We start from the raw sequence: 19,710 nt of genomic DNA on the forward strand, positions 1-19,710 counted from the left end.
GATCCGGCACACAATTGTGTGCCGGATTTTTTGATCTCTCCTGTCGGGTGGGGCGACCTTTGTCTGAGGGGCCTCCCACTGCGCCCCACTTGGCGTGGGGATGGCCAGGGAGACCTATCCCAGAGTGAGCTTTAGGCTCCCTGAGATTGCAATAAGTGCAGGTCAGGAGATTTTGTTTTGCCTATGGGACTAAAGGGGTGCTTGATTCTGATGCGATTGGTGGGGCAGGTTGGGGAAGTTCTGGCAGATTCGGCGTGTGTCGCGAGTTTTTGCCCCACACCATTTCCTCCCTGTGAACTGCGCCTATGGAATCGGGGGGCTGTGGTGGTGGGCGGGTTGCTATAAAAAGTGGGGGAGAGTGGGGTATTGTGGGGCGCAGCGGTTGGGATGACCGGGGGTTGGCCCTCTGGTTAAACCACAGCGAGAAGGAAAATCGAATCTCAGGTCAAAGAGATGAGGAAAGGTGGATCCGGGATGTTTCTCGGTACCTACACTCCGAAACTCGATGACAAGGGGAGGTTGACTCTTCCGGCAAAGTTCCGCGAGGAATTGGTCGGAGGGCTCATGGTCACCAAAGGGCAGGATCATAGCCTGGCGGTGTATCCACGGGAGGAGTTCGCGGCGCGAGCCCGGAAGGCAGCGGCCGTCTCCCGGACCAACCCGCAGGCGCGTGCCTTCATCCGAAATCTCGCTGCGAGTGCGGATGAACAGCGTCCCGACGGACAGGGTCGAATCACCCTTTCCGGCGCACACCGTGAGTACGCAGGATTGACCAAGGAATGCGTGGTCATCGGTTCGGTGGACTTTCTCGAGATCTGGGACGCCGAGTCCTGGGCCGCGTACCAGCAGGAGACGGAGGCAGCATATTCCGCTGCCGACGCCGACGAAGTGCTCGGTGACCTGCTCTAGCTCCCCGCAAGGTGGAGCCGGAGACGGAGCGCGTGTATGGACTCTGTCCGAAGTGAAGCTCTGGTGTACTTCCCCGACATCAGATCAACATTCGGACAGGGCCCTATACGCACCCCGTGGCCAGATAACTGGCAAGAGGCCAATCGGGGCCAGGAAGCAGCGAAGGGGGTGGCCCGCATGACCGAGGAACGTAGTTTCGACCTCACAGAGAACCACGGGCATGTCCCGGTACTCAGGGACCGGATGGCCGAACTGATTGCACCGAAGGTTAAGGCGCTGGGTGACCGGGCAGTGATCTTGGACGGCACTCTGGGGGCCGGGGGCCATAGCGAACACTTTCTCCGGGTATTCCCGGAGGCCCGGGTGATTGGCGTCGACCGTGACCCGGTCGCCCTCGCTGATGCCCAGGAAAGACTGGCTCCTTTCGGTGAGCGGTTCGCCTCAGTGCAAACCCGGTTCGATGGCTTCGCGGAGGCTATTGCCGCTGCCGAGGGGGCGGTCTTTGAACTAGTCTCCGAGGTCGGCATCGCCGGTGCCCTTTTTGATCTGGGGGTCTCTTCGATGCAGCTGGATCAGCTGGATCGGGGTTTCGCCTACCGCGCGGATGCTCCCTTGGACATGCGCATGGATCCGACCCACGGCATCACTGCCGCAGACGTGCTCAACACCTACTCCCACGGGGAGCTGGCACATGTGCTCAAGGCCTACGGTGATGAGCGTTTCTCGGGCAAGATCGCCTCAGCCGTATTGCGGGAACGGGAGAAGGAACCCTTCACCACGTCCGCCCGCCTGGTCGAGCTGCTCTACGCTGCCATCCCCGCAGCTACCCGACGCAGCGGGGGGCACCCTGCCAAGCGCACCTTTCAGGCGCTGCGGATCGAGGTTAATGCAGAGCTGGATTCCCTTGCCGCGGTCATCCCGGCCGTGGTGGAGTCCCTGGCACCCAGTGGCCGCGCGGTGTTCATGTCCTACCAGTCCCTGGAGGACCGCATCGTCAAAAAGCAGTTCGCTGAACTGACGGCGTCCAAGACCCCACCTGGTCTCCCGATGGATTTGCCGGGCACCGCCCCCAGATTCAAGGTGATCACCCGTGGTGCTGAGAAAGCCAGTGAGGCCGAGATCGAGGAGAACCCCCGGGCCGCTCCGGTGCGGGTCCGAGCCATTGAGAAGATCGCAGACGATGCTGGAGGAATTCGATGAGTACCACCGCCCGCGATACCAACCCCCCTGTTCAGGAGCGTCGACCTCGGACTGGCGGTGCCAGCCGTGACTTCAGTCGGGGCGGGACCACGGTCCTGGAGCGCGGCGTCGAGGAACGCGAGCGTCGTCATACCCCTCTGGGCCACCGCACCGCGACTCCGAACCGGACGCATCGCCCGCAACGTAAAGATCTCCAGAATCTCCACACGATTCCGGCCCGCCGGAAGGGAGCCCAGCGCAAGCTCGGATCAGAGCAGGTCGTTTCAGTCCGTGGGCGTCGTACCCCCACCACCGCGAAGCAATCCACGAAGCTGACCAAGCTGATTCTGGTGGTGTCGGGTCTGCTGGCCATCGGTATTGCCACCGCAATGGCGCTGTCGGCGCACTCCACGGAACAGACTTTCCGGATGCAGCAGCTGGGCTCCCAGGAAGCTCAGCTGAGCAACCAACTCGAGACCCTCAACCGTGATCTGGAGAATTCCAGCTCTGCGGCTGAGGTCGCCCGTCGGGCTGCCGAGATGGGGATGGCGGTGCCTAATCAGCCGGGCATTCTCACGGTGCAGGCCGCCGGGGAGATCGTCGAGCAGCGCTCGGCGGACGGTACCACCCGCCCGATCATCGACATCAATGGCGAGCAGGTGAAGCCGAACCCGGCATCCAGCAACCCTGAGGAAACTGAAGAACTGAGCGATAATCTTGAAGCGGTCCCCGAGGGTGAAGTCCGTCCTCCGGCATCGCAGGCAGGTCCGGCACCCGCACCGGTCCCGGCGGTAGCTCCCTATCAGTCCAATGCTGCGGCCGCCGCCCCGGCAGCGGAGCCGCCCCGAGAAGAACAGGTAGGTGAATCCCCTCAGTGACACCCCCCAACGGTGGCGGTCAACGCGCGGGACGAGGAGACTCGTCCCGCGGTTCGGCGTATCAAGGCCGACCTCGCAATGACAGTCGACGGCATGACCGGGCGGAATCGCTGGGCATGAAGGCAGCTGCGCCGAAAAAGGGGAGCAGCTACCGACCAGGCCCAGGGGAAATCCAACGGGCCAAGATGGGCAACCGCCTCCGGGTGGCCATCCTCGTGGTGGTGGTGGTGGTGATCGCTCTGGTCGCCAGACTCGCCTGGGTACAGGTCATCTGGGGCCCTGAGCTCTCATTGCTCGCTGAGCAGCAGCGCACCCGGGTATACAACGACCCGGCCCGCCGTGGCCAGATCACCGATCATGAGGGAAATCAGCTGGCCTTCACCATGCAGGCACGTTCCTTGACGGTCTCGCCGATCCTGCTGCGTAGTGAGCTGCGTCAGCAGCAGAATCTGTCGATGGATATGGCGGGTGAGTCCGAGGGCCTGAGTCCGGACGCGCTCAACGCTGAACTCGATTCCCGGGTCGAAGATGTCCTCAAGGAGATGTCTTCGGAGATCCCCCGGATGATCAAGGACTCCGGCGCGGAATCCAGTCGTGTCAACGAGCGGGAAATCCTCGAGAAGCTACATGCGCAGACCCACTATGAGGTGCTGGTGCGCAATGTCGATCCGGACGTGGCCACCGACATCGCCGGTGAGTTCCACGGTGTGGCCGCTGATCACCAGGACATCCGCCAGTACCCCAATGGGGCGATCGCCCAGAACATCGTGGGCAAGGTGTCGATGGACGGTCAGGGACAGTTCGGTTTCGAGGCCTCCGGGGACCCACTGCTTTCCGGGGTCAACGGGCGTTCCACGGAGGATGTCTCCGCGACCGGTCAGGTGATCCCCGGCAGTCTCCGCGATCAGGTTCCGGCAGTGGATGGCTCCAACGTCACCCTGACCCTGGACCTGGACCTACAGACCTATCTTCAGCAACAGCTGGAACAGGCCAAGACCAACTCGCTGGCCGATGACGCCTCCGCAGTTGTCCTGGATACTCAGACGGGCGAGGTGCTGGCCATGGCCAACACCGACACCATCGACCCTAACGGTGACCTGGAAAAGCAGTTGGAGGAGGGCAAGGAATTCGGTAACCCGTCAATTTCGCACCCCTTTGAGCCGGGTTCGGTGGCCAAGATCATCACTGCCGCGGCTGCCATCGAGGAGGGTTTGACCACTCCTGATGAGGTTCTGCAGGTGCCGGGCAGTATCCACATGTCAGGGGTGACGGTCAAGGATGCCTGGGACCACGGCGTCGTGCCCTATACCACCACCGGTATCTTCGGTAAGTCCTCCAACGTGGGCACCCTGATGCTCGCCGATCGTATCGGTGAGGAGAAGTTCGCTGAGTACCTGACCAAGTTCGGGGTCGGGGAGTCCACGGGCATTGAGTTGCCCAATGAATCCGCTGGTCTGCTGCCCTCGCTGGAACAGTGGTCGGGCGGTACCTTCGCAAACCTGCCGATCGGTCAGGGCATGTCCATGACCACCCTGCAGATGGCCAGCATCTACCAGACCCTGGCCAACGGCGGTGAGCGCATCGAACCGCGCATCATCAAGGAGGCCACTGGTCCGGATGGCGAGCTCATCGAGCAGGAGGAACCGGAGCGGACCCAGGTGGTCAGCCCAGAAGCCGCTAAGACCACGGTGGACATGTTCCGCTCTGTGGTGCAAACCGACCCTTCCGGTATCCAGTCCGGTACCGGGCAGCAGGCTGCCATCGATGGCTACCAGATCTCCGGTAAGACCGGTACCGCCCAGAAGGTGGACCCGGATACCGGCGCCTATTCCATGAGTCAGTACTGGATCACCTTCGCCGGCATCGCCCCGGCCGATGATCCCCGCTTCGTGGTTGCGATCATGCTCGATGAACCGGAGCGTGGCACTGATGGTGGCGCCGGCGGAACGGCCGCACCACTGTTCAATGACATCGCCTCCTGGCTGCTGGACCGTGACAATATCCCGACCTCCCCACCCATGGAGGGACAGCTCGTCCTCCAAGCGGGACAATAAGAGTACCCGCCCGATCTCAGCCACCCACGCTGACAGCCCGGACCACCAGAATCCCCTCGACCCGTCTCATTCAAGGAGCGACACTTATGGCAACCACTCTCGGAAAGCTCGTAGAGCTCCTCCCCGCTGACTCCCATCATCTGGTCAACTGCCCCGACCCTGCTGCCGTGGCGATCGCGGACATCGCGCTGGACTCTGCGAGCCTGCCGGAGAACGGACTTTTCGCCGCTCTCCCGGGAACCCGCACCCACGGTGCCGGCTATGCGGCGGACACCCCGGCCGCAGCGGTGCTGACCGATGCCGCGGGCCTGGCGATCCTGCAGGCGGCCGGGGAGACCCGCCCGGTCCTGGTGGTCGAAGATGTTCGTGCGTACCTCGGGGTGATTAGTGCGGCAGTCTATGGGGATCCGTCGAAGGAACTGATCCTGATCGGGGTCACCGGCACCTCCGGCAAGACCACCACCAGCTACCTGCTGGAGGCCGGACTCATGTCCGCCGGACACAAGGTCGGTCTGATCGGCACCACCGGTACCCGGATCGACGGGCAGCCGGTGCCCACCAAGCTCACCACCCCGGAGGCACCGACGCTGCAGGCGTTGTTCCGCCGGATGCTCGAGCAGGGGGTCACCCATGTGGTCATGGAGGTCTCCAGTCACGCGCTGAGCCTGGGGCGGGTGGCCGCCAGCGATTTCGATGTCGCCGCCTTCACCAACCTTTCCCAGGACCACCTTGATTTCCATCCGACGATGGCGGACTATTTCGAGGCCAAGGCACTGTTCTTCCGGCCGGAGTCGGAGCTGGCGGCGAAACGCACGGTCGTCTGCATTGATGATGCCTGGGGGCAGAAGATGGCCGGGATCGCCGCCGCACCGATGACGGTGGCCACCCGGGGACGTGCCGCCGATGTCTCGGCAGCCAGCCCCGAGGTGGATCCGACCGGTGCCCAGAACTTCCGCGTCACGCTGCCTGGGGGAGCATCCCTCGAGGTATCCCTGCCGCTGCCGGGTGAGTTCAACATCGCTAACGCCACGCTGGCGCTCGGCGCCGCCATCGCCGCGGGCGTCGATACGCAGGCTTTCATCCGGGGGATCAACGATGTCGCGGTTCCCGGCCGGATGGAACGTATCGACGCCGGTCAGAACTTCATCGCCGTGGTCGACTACGCCCACAAGCCGGCCGCTGTGGCTGCGGTGCTCGACACCCTCCGGGGTCAGGTCCAGGGCCGGGTTGGGGTGGTCGTCGGTGCCGGTGGGAACCGGGATGCCACCAAACGTCCGATCATGGGGGCGGAAGCTGCCCGTCGGGCTGATCTGGTGATCATCACCGATGACAACCCCCGTGATGAGGAACCCGCCCCGATCCGCGCTGCTGTCGTAGCCGGTGCCCGCGAAGCCGCAGCTGAGCTGAGCCGGAAACCGGAGATCCGGGAGATTCCTGACCGGGCCGTAGCCATTGACGCCCTGATTACCTGGGCGCAGCCCGGCGATGCCGTGGTGGTCGCTGGCAAGGGACACGAGGTCGGCCAGCTGATCAAGGGTGTCAACCATCACTTCGACGACCGGGAGGAAGTCCGCCGGGCACTCGGTGAGATCCTCCCCACAACTTCAGAGATGACCGAGGAGCAGGCATGATTTCCCTTTCGCTGGCCGAGATCGCTGAGATCGTCGGCGGAGAACTCCATGATGTGGATGACCCGGACGCCCTGGTGACCGGGAGCGTGGAATTCGATTCCCGCAAGGTGGTCGCCGGCGGACTTTTCATCGCACTGGCCGGGGCCAGGGTCGACGGGCACAATTTCGCGCGCAAGGCCATCGCCGATGGCGCCGCTGGTGTCCTGGCGGCCCGTCCGGTCGGGGTACCCGCGGTCGTCGTCACGCCCAGGGGCCGGCCCGAGGGCAACGCTGAGATCTTCGCTCATGATGAGGATGGTTCCGCGGCTGTGGTGCTTGAAGCCCTGGCGGCGTTGGCGAAGGCGGTGACCACCCGGCTGACCGTCGAGACCGGACTTAATATCGTCGGTATCACCGGTTCCGCCGGCAAGACCTCCACCAAGGATTTCATTGCCACCGTCCTTGAGCAGCAGGGCCCTACTGTGGCCCCGCCCGGCTCCTTCAACAATGAGATCGGCCATCCCTATACGGCGCTGCGCTGTGAGTTCAGCACCCGAAACCTGGTCTCCGAGCTCTCCGCTCGCGGCATCGGGCACATCGCCCACCTGGCGAAGATCGCCCCACCGCGCATCGGTGTGGTCCTCAACGTGGGTTCCGCCCACCTCGGTGAGTTCGGCTCCCGGGAGAATATCGCCCAGGCCAAGGGGGAGCTGGTGGAAGCACTGCCCAGCGCCGCTGACGGTGGGGTCGCGGTCCTCAACGCCGATGACCCACTGGTCGTCAGGATGGCGCGGCGCACCACCGCCAAGGTGCTGCGCTATTCCGCAGCCACCCCGCCGGCCCGCGGCGCCGAGATCTATGCCACCGGAATCCGGCTGGACGACGTCGCCCGCGCCTCCTTCACCGTGCACGCCCCCGGCGAGACACCAGTTCCGGTGAAGCTGCGGGTCTTCGGCGAGCATCAGGTCTCCAATGCCCTGGCTGCGGTGGCTGTGGGGCTGGAATCCGGGCTCAGTCTGCCGGAGATCGCCGATTCCCTGAGCCGTCACACCAATGCCTCGGCTCACCGGATGGACGTGAACACCCGGGCGGACGGGGTCACGGTGATCAATGACGCCTATAACGCGAACCCTGATTCCATGCGAGCCGGTATTGCCGCGCTGGCCTATACCATCAGCGCCCGCCCTGAGGCCCACAGTTTCGCCGTCCTCGGCGAAATGGGGGAGCTGGGGCGGGGCGCCGAAACCGCCCACCGGCAGTTGGGGAAGATACTGGGAAAGCACCACATCCACCACCTGATTGCGGTTGGTTCTTCCCCGGCATGCCATGCCATGGCCACTGCGGCGGAGGAACAGGGTATAACTACGGAGATCGCGCACGACGTTGACCACGCCGTCGACCTGCTCCGGGACCAGCTCTCCCGGGACGATGTCGTCCTGGTCAAGGCGTCGAACTCGCAGGGTCTGTGGCGGGTGGCCGAGGCACTGCTCGCGACCGGTTCCGCCTGAACCCACTTAAAGACCCGTCACTCACCCGATATCACTAGCCGAAGGATGTCCTCTTGACCCAGATCATCATCGCGGGAGTAGTCAGCTTCCTCGTCGCGATCTTCACCACTCCGGTGCTGATCCGCTACTTCAGCTCGGCCGGCAAAGGCCAGGAGATCCGTGAGGACGGGCCGAGGTCCCACCTGCGCAAGCGAGGTACCCCGACCATGGGTGGCATCGCCATCCTGGCGGGCATCGTCGTTGGCTATCTGGTGACCGGCATCTATAGCCAGGTGACCGGGGCCGGCGGGTTCACCGTCTCCGGGTTGCTGGTCCTCGGCCTGAGCCTGGGCATGGGTGCCCTCGGCTTCGCTGATGACTTCATCAAACTTTTCAAGGAGCGCAACCTCGGTCTGAACAAGACCGCGAAGCTGCTCGGCCAGCTGGTGCTGGCACTGGCCTTCGGCCTGCTGATCCTGCAGTTCCCCGATGAGGAGGGACTGACCCCGGGCAGTACCCATCTCTCCTTCATCCGCGATATCGAGACCATCGACCTGGCCATCGGTGGCGGCATCATCGGCACCATCATCTTCCTGATCTTCATGTACATCCTGGTCAGTGCCTGGTCCAACGCCGTGAACCTGACCGATGGCCTTGACGGCCTCGCGGCCGGCGCCACCGCGCTGGTGATGGGCTCCTACACCGTCATCGCCTTCTGGCAGTTCCGCAACTCCTGCACCATGGATGTAGAGCCGGGCTGCTACTCCGTCCGCGACCCCCTGGATCTGGCGATCCTGGCTGCCGCCGGACTTGGCGCAGTCCTGGGCTTCCTCTGGTGGAACGCGGCCCCGGCGAAGATCTTCATGGGTGACACCGGTTCCCTGGCACTGGGCGGTCTGGTTGCCGGACTGTCCGTGACCACCCACACCGAACTGCTGATGGTCGTCATCGGCGCACTTTTCGTCATGGAGGCCGCTTCCGTGGTCATCCAGGTGGCCTCCTTCAAATCCACCGGTAAGCGGGTCTTCCGCATGGCACCTTTCCACCACCACTTCGAGAACGGCGGTTGGGCGGAAACCACAGTGGTCATCCGCTTCTGGCTGATCGCCGCGATGGCCGCGCTCCTGGGATCGGCGATCTTCTACGGTGAGTGGTTGTCGGTCGCCGGTTTGTTCATCCCCTAAGATCCTTGAATCACCGGGGCGCACCGCACCGCGGGCGCCCCGGTTCTGCTCTTTCTCCACCGCTTAAATAGCGCAATATCCAACACGTGCACTCCCGAGAACGAAGGACAGCTTAAATCTCATGAGCCCCAATCCGATTCTTCCGATGGAACTCAACGGTCAGGTCTTGGTCGCCGGGGCAGGGGTCTCCGGAATCGGCTGTGCGGTTCTCCTGGCTGACCTGGGGGTCACCGTCGTCGTCGCCGATGACAACGAGGCCGCCCGTGAGAAGGTCAGCAGTGCCACCTCCGGCCGCGCGACCACTATCCCCGTGGATCAGGCTCGCGCCGACATGGGGGAGTACTCACTGGTGGTCACCTCGCCCGGGTGGCGCCCGGATTCACCCCTGCTTCTCGACGCCGCGGCCGCCGGCCGCGAGGTGATCGGCGATGTGGAGTTGGCCTACCGGCTGGACCGTGCCGGTGTCTTCGGATCGCCGCGCACCTGGCTGGTGGTCACCGGAACCAATGGTAAGACCACCACCACCGCAATGCTGCAGGCGATGATGGCGCAGGGCGAGCGGCGGGCCCTGGCTGTGGGCAATATCGGCGTGGCGGTGGCTGATGCCCTGATCGACCCCGAGCGGGTGGAGATCCTGGTGGCCGAGCTCTCCAGCTTCCAGCTGCACTGGTCCTCCCAGCTGACCCCGGATGCCGGCGTCCTGCTCAATCTCGCCGAGGATCATATCGACTGGCACGGCAATTTTGCCGAGTATGCCGCCGCCAAGGCGAAGGTATTGGGGGGAGCGGTGGCCGTGATCGGTGCCGATGATCCCCGCGTGGTGGCACAGGCCGCTGGCATTGCTCCGGCGAGGCTGCGTGGCTTCACATTAGGGGAGCCCGAACTCGGACAGTTTGGGGTGGCCGGGGGTTTCCTGATCGATAACAGTGCCGGTGAGCAGCTGCAGCTGGCGCCGGTTGACGGTATTGAACCCGATGGCCCAGCCGGTGTCCTTGATGCTCTGGCCGCCGCTGCGATCGCCCGTTCGCAGGGGATCAGCCCGACGCAGATCGCGACCGCGCTGAAGGGGTTCCGGGTCGCCGGGCATCGCGGACAGGTGGTCCACGAGGTCGGGGGAGTCCGCTTCATCGACAACTCCAAGGCCACCAACCCGCACGCCGCAGACAGTGCGCTGGCGGGGCTGGATTCGGTGATCTGGGTGGCCGGTGGCCAGCTCAAGGGGGCGGAGGTCGATGACCTGATCCGCACCCACGCCCCGAAGCTCAAGGCAGTTCTGTTGCTGGGCGTTGATGGCCCCCTCATCGCGGCGGCGATGTCGCGCTTCGCGCCGCAGGTGCCGGTGCGGCTGAGCACCGCCGCCGAACCCGCCGCCGCCCTCAACGAGGTGGTGGGCTGGGCGGTGGAGATCGCGCAGCCGGGGGACACGGTGGTTCTCGCCCCCGCCGCGGCTTCGCTGGACATGTTCACCGGCATGGGTCAGCGCGGTGACCTCTTCGCCGCCGCCGCCCGTGAGATCATGGTGGAAACCGGTGCTTCCGGATCCACCGAGAACGTCTGAGCACAGGGGGAGAGGACATGAGCATCAGGACACCGCAACCATCACGGACCGGGCGCAGCGAACCTGATCCGGTGCGTCGCCCCGGTCTGCTGCACCGGGTCGGAACGGTCATCCGGCAGATGACCCGCGACCGAAACAGTCAGCCGGGCCTGGATTACCTGATCATCCGGCTGCTGGTCTTCGCCCTCGCCGGCATCGGCCTGGTCATGGTCTTCTCTTCCTCAATGACCTGGTCCATCCAGGAGGGCAGTACCGCCTGGGGGATCGCTTCCCGTCAGGCACTGATGGTCTTCCTGGGTTTCGTGGCCTTCTGGGTTGCCTTGAAGATGCGCCCGGGGCTGATCCGCAAGATCTCGCCCTGGCTACTCCTCCTGACCATTCTCATGCTGATCGCCGTACTCATCCCGGGTGTCGGTACCGGACGAGAAGAGGTGGGCTCACAATCCTGGCTGATGTTGGGCCCGCTTCAGTTGCAACCTTCCGAGATTGCGAAGGTGACCATCGCCGTCTGGGGTGCCGCCTACCTCGCGGACCGGAACCATCAGGGTGGTTGGCGCAACCCCTTCATCATCTTCTCCGGAGTGGCGGGTCTGATGGGCCTGTTGATCTTCCTGCAGGGTGACCTCGGTATGGCGGTGACCTTCGCCATCACGGTGATGATGCTGCTGATCTTCGCCGGGGTCAAGATGCAGTGGGTGATCGGGGCCGTCATCGCCGGCGCTGCAGCCATGGCTGCGGTGCTGATGGGTGGTGGCTTCCGTTCGGCCCGGTTCGAGGTCTTCTTCAACTCCCTGCTGGGAAATTTCGAGGACACCCAGGGGCAGGCCTTCCAGTCCTACCAGGGATTCCTCTCCCTGGCGGACGGTTCCCTGCTGGGGGTGGGGCCGGGCCAGTCCCGGGCGAAGTGGTTCTACCTCCCGGAGGCAAAGAATGACTTCATCTTCGCCATCATCGGCGAGGAACTCGGTCTCTGGGGCGGGGCGGCGGTCATCGCACTCTTCGGCGCCCTGGCCTACTTCGGTATCCAGACCGCACTGAAGGCACAGGACCAGTTCCAGGCCTTGATGGCGGCGACCCTGACCGCCGGTGTGGTCACCCAGGCCTTCATCAACATCGGTTATGTCGTTGGTCTGCTACCGGTCACCGGAATTCAGCTACCGATGATTTCAGCGGGTGGTACCTCGGCGATCATCACCCTGGGCTCGATGGGGCTGCTGGCCAGCGTCGCACGTCATGAGCCGGCCACCGCTTCGGCGATGAAGTCCTATGGCCGTCCGCTCTTTGACCGGCTGACCTTCCTGGGCGAACCCCGGCCTGAGGATGCCCGGCAGGAGGCCCCACGTCCCAGCGAGCGGCCCGCCCGCTTCGGTGCCCCAGTCACCCGACGCCCGCAGGCCACTGCCGGTGGTAGCGTCAAGTCGAGGAATTCCCGGACAGATCCACGGGTCCCACAGGCACCGCAGCGTCGTCGTCCGGACCCCATTGATGAGCGCTACCGAGGGCAGCGCAGAAAGAGAGACTGAGATCGTGGTGGAGCACACTTTCTCGATCGTGGTCGCCGGTGGCGGCACCGCCGGTCACATCGAACCGGCCCTGGCGGTCGCTGAGGCACTTAAGGAGAGACACGGTGCGCGGATCACCGCACTGGGGAGCAACCGGGGACTGGAGGTGGATCTGGTTCCGGCCCGTGGTGTTGATCTCCGGTTGATCGATCCGGTTCCGGTTCCCCGCAAACCCAGCGTGGAGCTGCTCAAGCTGCCCCTGAATCTGCGCAAGGCTGTCAATCAGGCCAAGGAGATCCTCCGGGATGTCCAGGCTGATGCGCTGATTGGTTTCGGCGGCTATGTTTCGGCGCCGGCCTACCTCGCTGCCCGCAGCCTGAAGCTGCCGTTCTACGTTCATGAAGCCAACGCCAAGGGCGGGATGGCCAATAAGCTGGGCGTCCGCCTCGGTGGTACCGGATTTAATGCGGTGGCCAATTCCGGCATGCCGGGTGAGGTCATCGGGATTCCGATCCGCGCCGGGATCAGTGGGGACCGCGCGGGTGAGGCCGCCCAGCGGGGTCGGGAGCACTGGGGTCTGGCATCCTCCCGCAGCACCATCCTGGTCACCGGTGGGTCCCAGGGGGCACGTACCCTCAACGAGGCCACCGCAGGTGCGGTGGCACAGCTGTGTGCCGCGGGTTTCCAGGTGCTCCACGCCTATGGCCGGAAGAATGAGGCCCCTGAGCTTGCCGGGCAGCTCGCGGGTTATGTCGCGGTGCCCTATATCGACGATATGGCCGCCGCCTATGGGGTGGCGGACCTGATCCTGGCCCGCGCCGGTGCGATGACCGTTGCTGAGATCACCGCCGCCGGCGTTCCGGCGGTCTATGTGCCGCTGCCGCACGGCAATGGTGAGCAGGCACTCAACGCCACCTCGGTGGTGGCGGCCGGCGCCGCGAAGCTGGTCCGGGATGAGGACTTCGATGCCGCCGAGATGGTGGTCCAGGTGAGGGGTATCCTCGATAATTCCGAGGTTTATAATGCGATGGCTGCCGCTGCTGCCGGTAGTGATGCCGGCCAGGTGTCGGCGATCCTCGCAGACCGCATCATCAATGATCTCAAGCTTTCCCGTACATCCGTTTTAAATAGTCCAGGAGAACAACCATCGTGAGCACCGCCGTTGATCTGTCCCGTGTCCACCTCATCGGCATCGGTGGAGCGGGGATGTCGGGTGTCGCCCGTATTCTGCTGGCCAGAGGGGGCACTGTCTCCGGTTCTGATGTCAAGGATTCCCGCCCGGTGATGGCGCTGCGTGCCATGGGGGCGCAGATTTCCATCGGCCACGCCGCCGAAAATCTCCGGATCTCCGGAGAACTGCCGAGCGTCGTGGTCACGTCCTTCGCGGCGATTCCGACCGATAATCCGGAACTGGTGGCAGCCAAGGAGCAGGGGATCCCCGTGATCCGCCGCTCTGATCTGTTGGCTGAGCTGATGTCAGATCATACCCAGGTGCTCATCGCCGGAACCCACGGTAAGACCTCCACCACCTCCATGGCGGTGGTGGCGATGCAGGCAGCGGCGATGGACCCCAGTTTCGCCATCGGCGGCCAGCTCAACCGTTCGGGAACCAACGCCCATCACGGCACCGGGGCGGCCTTCGTCGCTGAGGCCGATGAATCGGATGCTTCGCTGCTGCGTTATAGCCCGGATATTGCTGTGGTCACCAATATCGAGCCCGACCACCTGGACTTCTTCGGTGATGCCGAGAGCTACTTCAAGGTCTTCGATGATTTCGCGGACCTGATCAGTGATTCCGGCTACCTGGTTGTCTGCCTCGATGATGAGGCTGCCGCCGCGCTCGGCGAGCGCTCCCTGGAGCGCGGCGTGCAGGTGCGCGGTTACGGCACCAGCGCGGCCGTCGCAAAGCATCCGGGCATCATCTGCGGCGCCGAGGTCACCGCCATCGAGGTCACCGAAGCTGGCTCCCGGGCCACGGTGCTTATCGACGGCCGCGAGTTCCACCCGGTGCTTCAGACCCCGGGCACCCACATGGTCCTCAACGGTGCGGCCGCCCTCCTCGCCGGATATCTCGCCGGGGGAGATCTCGAGCAGCTGGTGGCCGGGCTCAGTGACTTCAGCGGTGTCCGCCGCCGCTTCGAATACCGTGGCGAGGTGGCCGGGGTGCGAGTCTATGATGATTACGCCCACCACCCGACTGAGGTGGCCGCCGTGATCTCCGCTGCCCGTCAGCGGGTGGAGGTGGAAGGACATGGTCGCGTGGTTGTCGCCTTCCAGCCGCACCTGTACTCGCGCACCATTGAGTTCGCCACGGAGTTCGCCGCCGAGCTCTCGGCTGCGGATGCGGTGGTGCTGCTGGAGATCTTCGGTGCCCGCGAGGAGCCTGTTGAGGGGGTGACCTCCCGGATCATCACGGATAAGGTCACCGCGGAAACCGTCCGTTATGAGCCGGATTTCTCGGCGCTGGCCGGTGTCATCCGCGAGATCGTCCAGCCAGGTGACCTGGTGCTGACCATGGGCGCGGGTACCGTGACCCTGCAGGCGGCGGAGATCCTCGAGGAACTGGCGAAGTAACCGGATGCCCTGGAAGAAAATCAGCCTGGCACTGCTGTCCCTCCTGGTACTGGTGGCGGTAGCTTTCGGCGTGGCCTGGTCGGTACCGATCCTCAAGGTCGAAAATATTGCCGTGACCGGCACCAAGCACCTTCCGGTGGAACAGGTCGAGGAGGTCGCGGGAATCAGCACCGGCGAGAATATGCTGCAGGTCAATGTGGCGGCGGCCGCCACTGCGGTGGCGGATTCCCCCTGGGTCAAGTCCGTCAGCGTGATTCGGAACTGGCCCTCGACCATTACCGTCGAGGTCACCGAACGTCACGCCGTACTCTTCACCGACAGCGGCGAGGGCACCCGCCTGATCGATGAATCAGGGGTACCTTTCCTCATCGCTGAACCGCCGGCCGAAGCGGTGGAGGTCACCGGTTCCGCCACGGATGACCCCGCAGAATTGGTGGGGGTCGCTGAAGTGGTTTCCGCGGTGGATCCGGTGATCCGGGAGCAGGTGGACCGGGTAGAGGTGCCTTCTGCACTGGAGATCACCTTCCACTTCGATGACGGTCGCAGCGTCTACTGGGGTGCTAACACAGACAACCATGACAAGGCCCTGGCGATGGCGACGGTGCTGGGCCGGGAGGGGCAGCACTGGAACATTTCCAACCCCACCATGGTGACGGTGCGGTGACGGGTGGGGGAGCCTCAGTGCCGGTCGTGGTCCGCTGCGTCCCTGGTTCCGCTAGGGTGGACGGGACACGGTTTCGGAGTTGCTCCGGAACTCTGGCGGGGTCGGTCTGTGCACGTCACAACCCTAAAGTAGAGGTTGAAGGATCGACACGCCGCTGCAAATGTCCGACAACTCGCGCAGGTTTTGCAAGATGATATAGAACATGCGCACTGGCAGCGGGTTTCCCCCTCCGCCGGAAACAACTGAAGCTTTGCACAGCACACTCTCTTTGAAAGGCGAGACATACCCTTATGACCTCTCCGAACAACTTCCTCGCCGTCATCAAGGTCGTCGGTGTCGGTGGCGGCGGCGTTAACGCCGTCAACCGCATGATCGAGGAGGGCCTCAAGGGTGTTGAGTTCATCGCCGTGAACACCGACTCCCAGGCCCTGATGTTCTCCGATGCCGATGTCAAGCTTGACATCGGCCGTGAGGCCACCCGTGGTCTCGGTGCCGGGGCTAACCCGGACGTCGGACGTACCTCCGCTGAGGACCACAAGAACGAGATCGAGGAAACCCTCAAGGGCGCGGACATGGTCTTCGTCACCGCCGGTGAGGGCGGTGGTACCGGTACCGGCGCGGCACCGGTGGTGGCCAACATCGCCAAGAAGATGGGTGCTCTGACCGTCGGCGTCGTTACCCGCCCCTTCAAGTTCGAGGGCAAGCGTCGTACCCGCCAGGCACTCGAGGGCATCGAGGCACTGCGCGAGGTCTGTGACACTCTCATAGTGATTCCGAATGACCGACTCCTCGAGTTGGGCGATGCCTCGCTGTCCATGATGGAGGCCTTCCGTGCCGCCGATGAGGTGCTGCACAACGGTGTCCAGGGCATCACCATGCTGATCACCACCCCCGGCATGATCAATGTCGACTTCGCGGACGTTCGCTCCGTCATGTCGGATGCCGGTTCTGCCCTGATGGGCGTTGGTTCCGCTCGCGGTGACAACCGCGTGATGAGTGCTGCGGAGCAGGCCATCAATTCACCGCTGTTGGAGTCCACCATGGAGGGTGCCAAGGGTGTGCTGCTCTCAGTCGCCGGTGGTTCCGACCTGGGACTGCACGAGGTCTACCAGGCCTCCTCCATGGTGGAGGAGAAGGCCGATCCGGATGCGAACATCATCTTCGGTACCATCATCGATGACAATCTCGGTGACGAGGTGCGCGTGACCATCATCGCCACGGGCTTCGACGGTACCGCTGATTCGACGGTCTCTACCCCAGAGGCGCCGGCGCAGCCGACCCCGGCTCCCGAGCCGGTCACTCCGGCACCGACGAACAACGCCATCAACCCGGACCGTGACTCCATGTTCGGTGACCGTGGCCAGGCCGAGCCCCGCGAGGAGCGTAGCCCCTACGGCGATCGTGCCGCCAGCGCCCGTCATCGTTATGAGGAGCGTCCGGCCAATGGTGGTCTCTTCACCTCCAGCGAGGATCGCTACCGTGATTCCCGTCGGGAGGAGCGTTACCAGGACCGCCGTGATGATGGCGATGATGATCTCGACGTGCCCAGCTTTATGCGCTAAAATGCCAGCTCATGGCATTGAATGAGGATTTTCGCCCCGTCCGCAAGGTGTTCACCACCCGAGCGGGCGGGGTTTCCGTTTCCCCCTATGGCTCCTTCAACCTGGGAGATCACGTCGGGGATGACCCCGCGGCGGTGGCCGCGAACCGAACCCGGCTGGCGGACTCCATCGGGCTACCCGAGCGCAATCTGGTGTGGATGGAACAGCTCCATTCCAATACCGTGAGCGTGGTGGAAACCCCGCAGGAAGCTCCGGTCCCGGCCACGGATGCGCTGGTGAGCACCACCAAAGGGCTCGCCTTGGCGGTTCTGGTCGCCGATTGCGTCCCGGTGCTGCTCTCTGACCACCACAACGGGGTCATCGCCGCGGTACACGCCGGTCGGATGGGGGCACGCAACGGTGTGCTGGCAAAGACCGTGGCGAAGATGCTGGAGCTCGGGGCGGAGCCGGCCCGGATCCATGTCCTGATGGGGGCGGCCGCCTCGGGAAAGAACTATGAGGTCCCGAAGGAGATGGCGGATGATGTCGAGTCCAAGCTCCCCGGTTCCCGCACCCGCACCACCAAGGGCACCTGGGGAGTCGATGTCCGGGCCGGGCTGATCCGCCAGCTGCTCAGCCTGGGGGTGAGCGCTATCGACTCGGATCCGCGCTGCACCATCGAGGACGAGACCTTCTTCTCCTATCGCCGTGAGGGCACCACCGGGCGCCAGGCCGGCCTGGTGTGGCTGCCCTAGAACATTAAGGAAGCGAATTGAACACTGAGAAAGGTGCCCGCCGCATAGAACTGGCGGGCAATATCGCACGGGTACAGGAACGTATCGACGCCGCGCTGATCAAGGCCGGCCGGGAGGGGGAGAAGGTACAGCTGCTCCCGGTGAGTAAGTTCCATCCCGCCGAAGATCTCCGCCATCTGGTGGAGCTCGGCTACCCGGTGGTCGCGGAGAACCGCGAACAGGAGGCCCGTGTCAAAGCGGCGGCGGTGCCTGAGGCGCAGGTGCACATGATCGGACAGATCCAGAGCAAGAAGGCGAACTCGGTGGCACGCTGGGCAGCGGCGGTGCACAGCATCGACAGTGAGAAGCTCATCCTCGGGTTGGAGCGCGGTATGGCCCTGGCGCTGGAGCGCGGCGAGCGGAGCAGCCCGGTTCTTCCCTGCTTCATTCAGCTCAGCGCTGACGGTGACACGTCCCGTGGAGGTGCGGTAGCCGCGGACGTCGATAAGCTTGCGGCAGTGCTGCGGGAGTCGGAGCATCTCGAGCTGGCCGGGGTGATGTGCGTGCCGCCCTTGGGAGCTGATCCCGCAGCGGTGTTCGCGTGGGCCGCCGGAATCCGGGACGGGCTGGGGGAGGGACTCAGGCTTTCTGCCGGGATGTCCGGGGATTTGGAGACAGCGATTTGCGGGGGCTCCGATATCGTGCGTGTCGGAACGGCTATATTCGGAAATAGGCCGCTACGGTAGACAGCAATCCGCCTAGAAACTGCCGCAAGCTGCATAATCTCACACATTGTTAAGGGGACACCGCAATGTCAATCATGAAGAGCGCCAAAGAATTTTTCGGTCTTACTCCCATCGACATGGAGCAGGACGATGCCTACTACTCCGAAGGCGGCCGTTACGGGGAGACCCAGGGCTCTGCGGCTTATGCCCACGCACCCCGCCAGGACTACGAGGACTACCCACCGGCACCGGCACCGGAGCCGGCCTCCTACGCCGCCACCATTGTTCCGGTGGAACTGCGCTCCTACAAGGAAGCCGCCCGCATCGGTGAGCCTTTCCGCGATGGCGACGTCGTGGTTTTTGACCTGAGCGACATGGACAAGGCTGAGGCCACCCGCCTGGTCGATTTCGCCGCCGGCCTGTGCTTCGCGCTGCGTGGCACCATGAAAAAGGTTGAGGGCCGCGTCTTCGCCATCGTTCCGGAGACCGCCAACGTCTCCCAGCGTGAGCTCGAACGCGCCGCTCGCCTGCGCTAACACCGGGCGCGGCAGTCATCTGATGGTTTGAAGTACCCCGTCCTTTGTGGCGGGGTACTTGTCGCTGAATCCCCGGCCTCGCATCAGACGGGGGCAGTGCATTAGGCTCGGTCCCGTGACGTTCATCGGAATTATCCTTTATGTGATCCTCCGGATCTTTGTTCTCCTGCTGATTGCGCGCCTGGTGATCGAGATGATCCAGTCCTTCTCGCGCAACTTCCAGCCACCGCGTTGGTTCATCTTCATCGCTGAGCCGATCTTCCAGATCACCGATCCGCCGGTGAAGGCACTACGCAAGCTGATTCCGCCGGTTCGGATGGGCGGTGTGGCCCTCGATATCTCGGTCATCGTGCTCTTCTTCATCGTGATGGTCCTGCAGATTGTGGTGCAGGCGGTCTTTTTCTGATCCGCCCCCGTTCCTGGGGAAACCGTGGCTGAAGTGGCCAATGGGGCCCCTGAGGTAGGGAGGGAATCTGCGTGATTTCGACCCCCCGAAGAGAATTCTCGGTGCGGCTCGGCCACAGGGGGGAGTGTTGCAGGGTAGACTCGGGCCTTAAACAACGTATTATGATGTG

The 19,710-nt window shown here is 64.0% G+C and carries 17 protein-coding genes; all 17 read left to right on the top strand.

Going from position 1 to position 19,710, the window contains the following annotated elements; all coding sequences use genetic code 11:
- The first annotated feature begins 474 nt into the window (after positions 1-474).
- The 17 genes from mraZ to ACTU46_RS01475 all read left to right on the top strand — a co-directional run bounded on the left by mraZ (position 475) and on the right by ACTU46_RS01475 (position 19,541).
- The gene (mraZ, locus tag ACTU46_RS01395; protein ID WP_443378220.1) at positions 475-909 is read left to right on the top strand and encodes a division/cell wall cluster transcriptional repressor MraZ; all 435 of its coding nucleotides are present in this window, start codon (positions 475-477) and stop codon (positions 907-909) included.
- Between the two features lie 177 nt (positions 910-1,086).
- On the top strand, positions 1,087-2,109 hold the full coding sequence (rsmH, locus tag ACTU46_RS01400) for a 16S rRNA (cytosine(1402)-N(4))-methyltransferase RsmH (RefSeq protein WP_443378222.1): 1,023 nt from the start codon (positions 1,087-1,089) through the stop codon (positions 2,107-2,109).
- Entirely contained in the window at positions 2,106-2,966 is an 861-nt protein-coding gene (locus ACTU46_RS01405) for a hypothetical protein (protein ID WP_443378224.1), read from the top strand. The genes rsmH and ACTU46_RS01405 overlap by 4 nt, the downstream gene beginning before the upstream one ends.
- Before the next feature lie 116 nt (positions 2,967-3,082).
- Entirely contained in the window at positions 3,083-5,020 is a 1,938-nt protein-coding gene (locus ACTU46_RS01410; protein ID WP_443379375.1) for a peptidoglycan D,D-transpeptidase FtsI family protein, read from the top strand.
- A gap of 86 nt (positions 5,021-5,106) precedes the next feature.
- Complete coding sequence (locus ACTU46_RS01415) at positions 5,107-6,651, top strand: UDP-N-acetylmuramoyl-L-alanyl-D-glutamate--2,6-diaminopimelate ligase (RefSeq protein WP_443378226.1); 1,545 nt, start codon at positions 5,107-5,109, stop codon at positions 6,649-6,651.
- The gene (locus tag ACTU46_RS01420; protein ID WP_443378227.1) at positions 6,648-8,138 is read left to right on the top strand and encodes a UDP-N-acetylmuramoyl-tripeptide--D-alanyl-D-alanine ligase; all 1,491 of its coding nucleotides are present in this window, start codon (positions 6,648-6,650) and stop codon (positions 8,136-8,138) included. The genes ACTU46_RS01415 and ACTU46_RS01420 overlap by 4 nt, the downstream gene beginning before the upstream one ends.
- 53 nt (positions 8,139-8,191) lie before the next feature.
- The gene (gene mraY / locus ACTU46_RS01425) at positions 8,192-9,301 is read left to right on the top strand and encodes a phospho-N-acetylmuramoyl-pentapeptide-transferase (protein WP_443378228.1); all 1,110 of its coding nucleotides are present in this window, start codon (positions 8,192-8,194) and stop codon (positions 9,299-9,301) included.
- A gap of 121 nt (positions 9,302-9,422) precedes the next feature.
- The gene (gene murD, locus ACTU46_RS01430; RefSeq protein ID WP_443378230.1) at positions 9,423-10,859 is read left to right on the top strand and encodes a UDP-N-acetylmuramoyl-L-alanine--D-glutamate ligase; all 1,437 of its coding nucleotides are present in this window, start codon (positions 9,423-9,425) and stop codon (positions 10,857-10,859) included.
- A gap of 17 nt (positions 10,860-10,876) precedes the next feature.
- Entirely contained in the window at positions 10,877-12,382 is a 1,506-nt protein-coding gene (locus ACTU46_RS01435; protein WP_443378232.1) for an FtsW/RodA/SpoVE family cell cycle protein, read from the top strand.
- Positions 12,345-13,514, top strand: coding sequence for an undecaprenyldiphospho-muramoylpentapeptide beta-N-acetylglucosaminyltransferase (gene murG, locus ACTU46_RS01440; RefSeq protein ID WP_443378234.1), 1,170 nt, complete (start codon positions 12,345-12,347; stop codon positions 13,512-13,514). Before ACTU46_RS01435 ends, murG begins: the two co-directional genes overlap by 38 nt.
- 53 nt (positions 13,515-13,567) lie before the next feature.
- Positions 13,568-14,935: a UDP-N-acetylmuramate--L-alanine ligase gene (gene murC, locus ACTU46_RS01445; RefSeq protein WP_443379378.1), complete on the top strand. Its 1,368-nt coding sequence runs from the start codon at positions 13,568-13,570 to the stop codon at positions 14,933-14,935.
- Between the two features lie 4 nt (positions 14,936-14,939).
- Positions 14,940-15,599, top strand: coding sequence for a cell division protein FtsQ/DivIB (locus ACTU46_RS01450; protein ID WP_443378235.1), 660 nt, complete (start codon positions 14,940-14,942; stop codon positions 15,597-15,599).
- A gap of 290 nt (positions 15,600-15,889) precedes the next feature.
- The gene (gene ftsZ / locus ACTU46_RS01455) at positions 15,890-17,161 is read left to right on the top strand and encodes a cell division protein FtsZ (RefSeq protein ID WP_443378236.1); all 1,272 of its coding nucleotides are present in this window, start codon (positions 15,890-15,892) and stop codon (positions 17,159-17,161) included.
- 11 nt (positions 17,162-17,172) lie between these two features.
- On the top strand, positions 17,173-17,895 hold the full coding sequence (gene pgeF, locus ACTU46_RS01460; protein ID WP_443378238.1) for a peptidoglycan editing factor PgeF: 723 nt from the start codon (positions 17,173-17,175) through the stop codon (positions 17,893-17,895).
- A 17-nt stretch (positions 17,896-17,912) separates the two neighbouring features.
- Positions 17,913-18,620 carry a YggS family pyridoxal phosphate-dependent enzyme gene (locus ACTU46_RS01465; protein ID WP_443378240.1) on the top strand — a complete coding sequence of 236 codons (708 nt, stop codon included), beginning with the start codon at positions 17,913-17,915 and terminating at the stop codon, positions 18,618-18,620.
- Positions 18,621-18,685: 65 nt separating this feature from the next.
- Positions 18,686-19,135, top strand: coding sequence for a cell division protein SepF (locus tag ACTU46_RS01470; RefSeq protein ID WP_443378242.1), 450 nt, complete (start codon positions 18,686-18,688; stop codon positions 19,133-19,135).
- A 115-nt stretch (positions 19,136-19,250) separates the two neighbouring features.
- Positions 19,251-19,541 carry a YggT family protein gene (locus ACTU46_RS01475; RefSeq protein ID WP_443378244.1) on the top strand — a complete coding sequence of 97 codons (291 nt, stop codon included), beginning with the start codon at positions 19,251-19,253 and terminating at the stop codon, positions 19,539-19,541.
- Positions 19,542-19,710: the final 169 nt, after the last annotated feature.

The sequence above is a fragment of the Corynebacterium sp. A21 genome (assembly GCF_052266655.1).
Lineage (GTDB): Bacteria > Actinomycetota > Actinomycetes > Mycobacteriales > Mycobacteriaceae > Corynebacterium.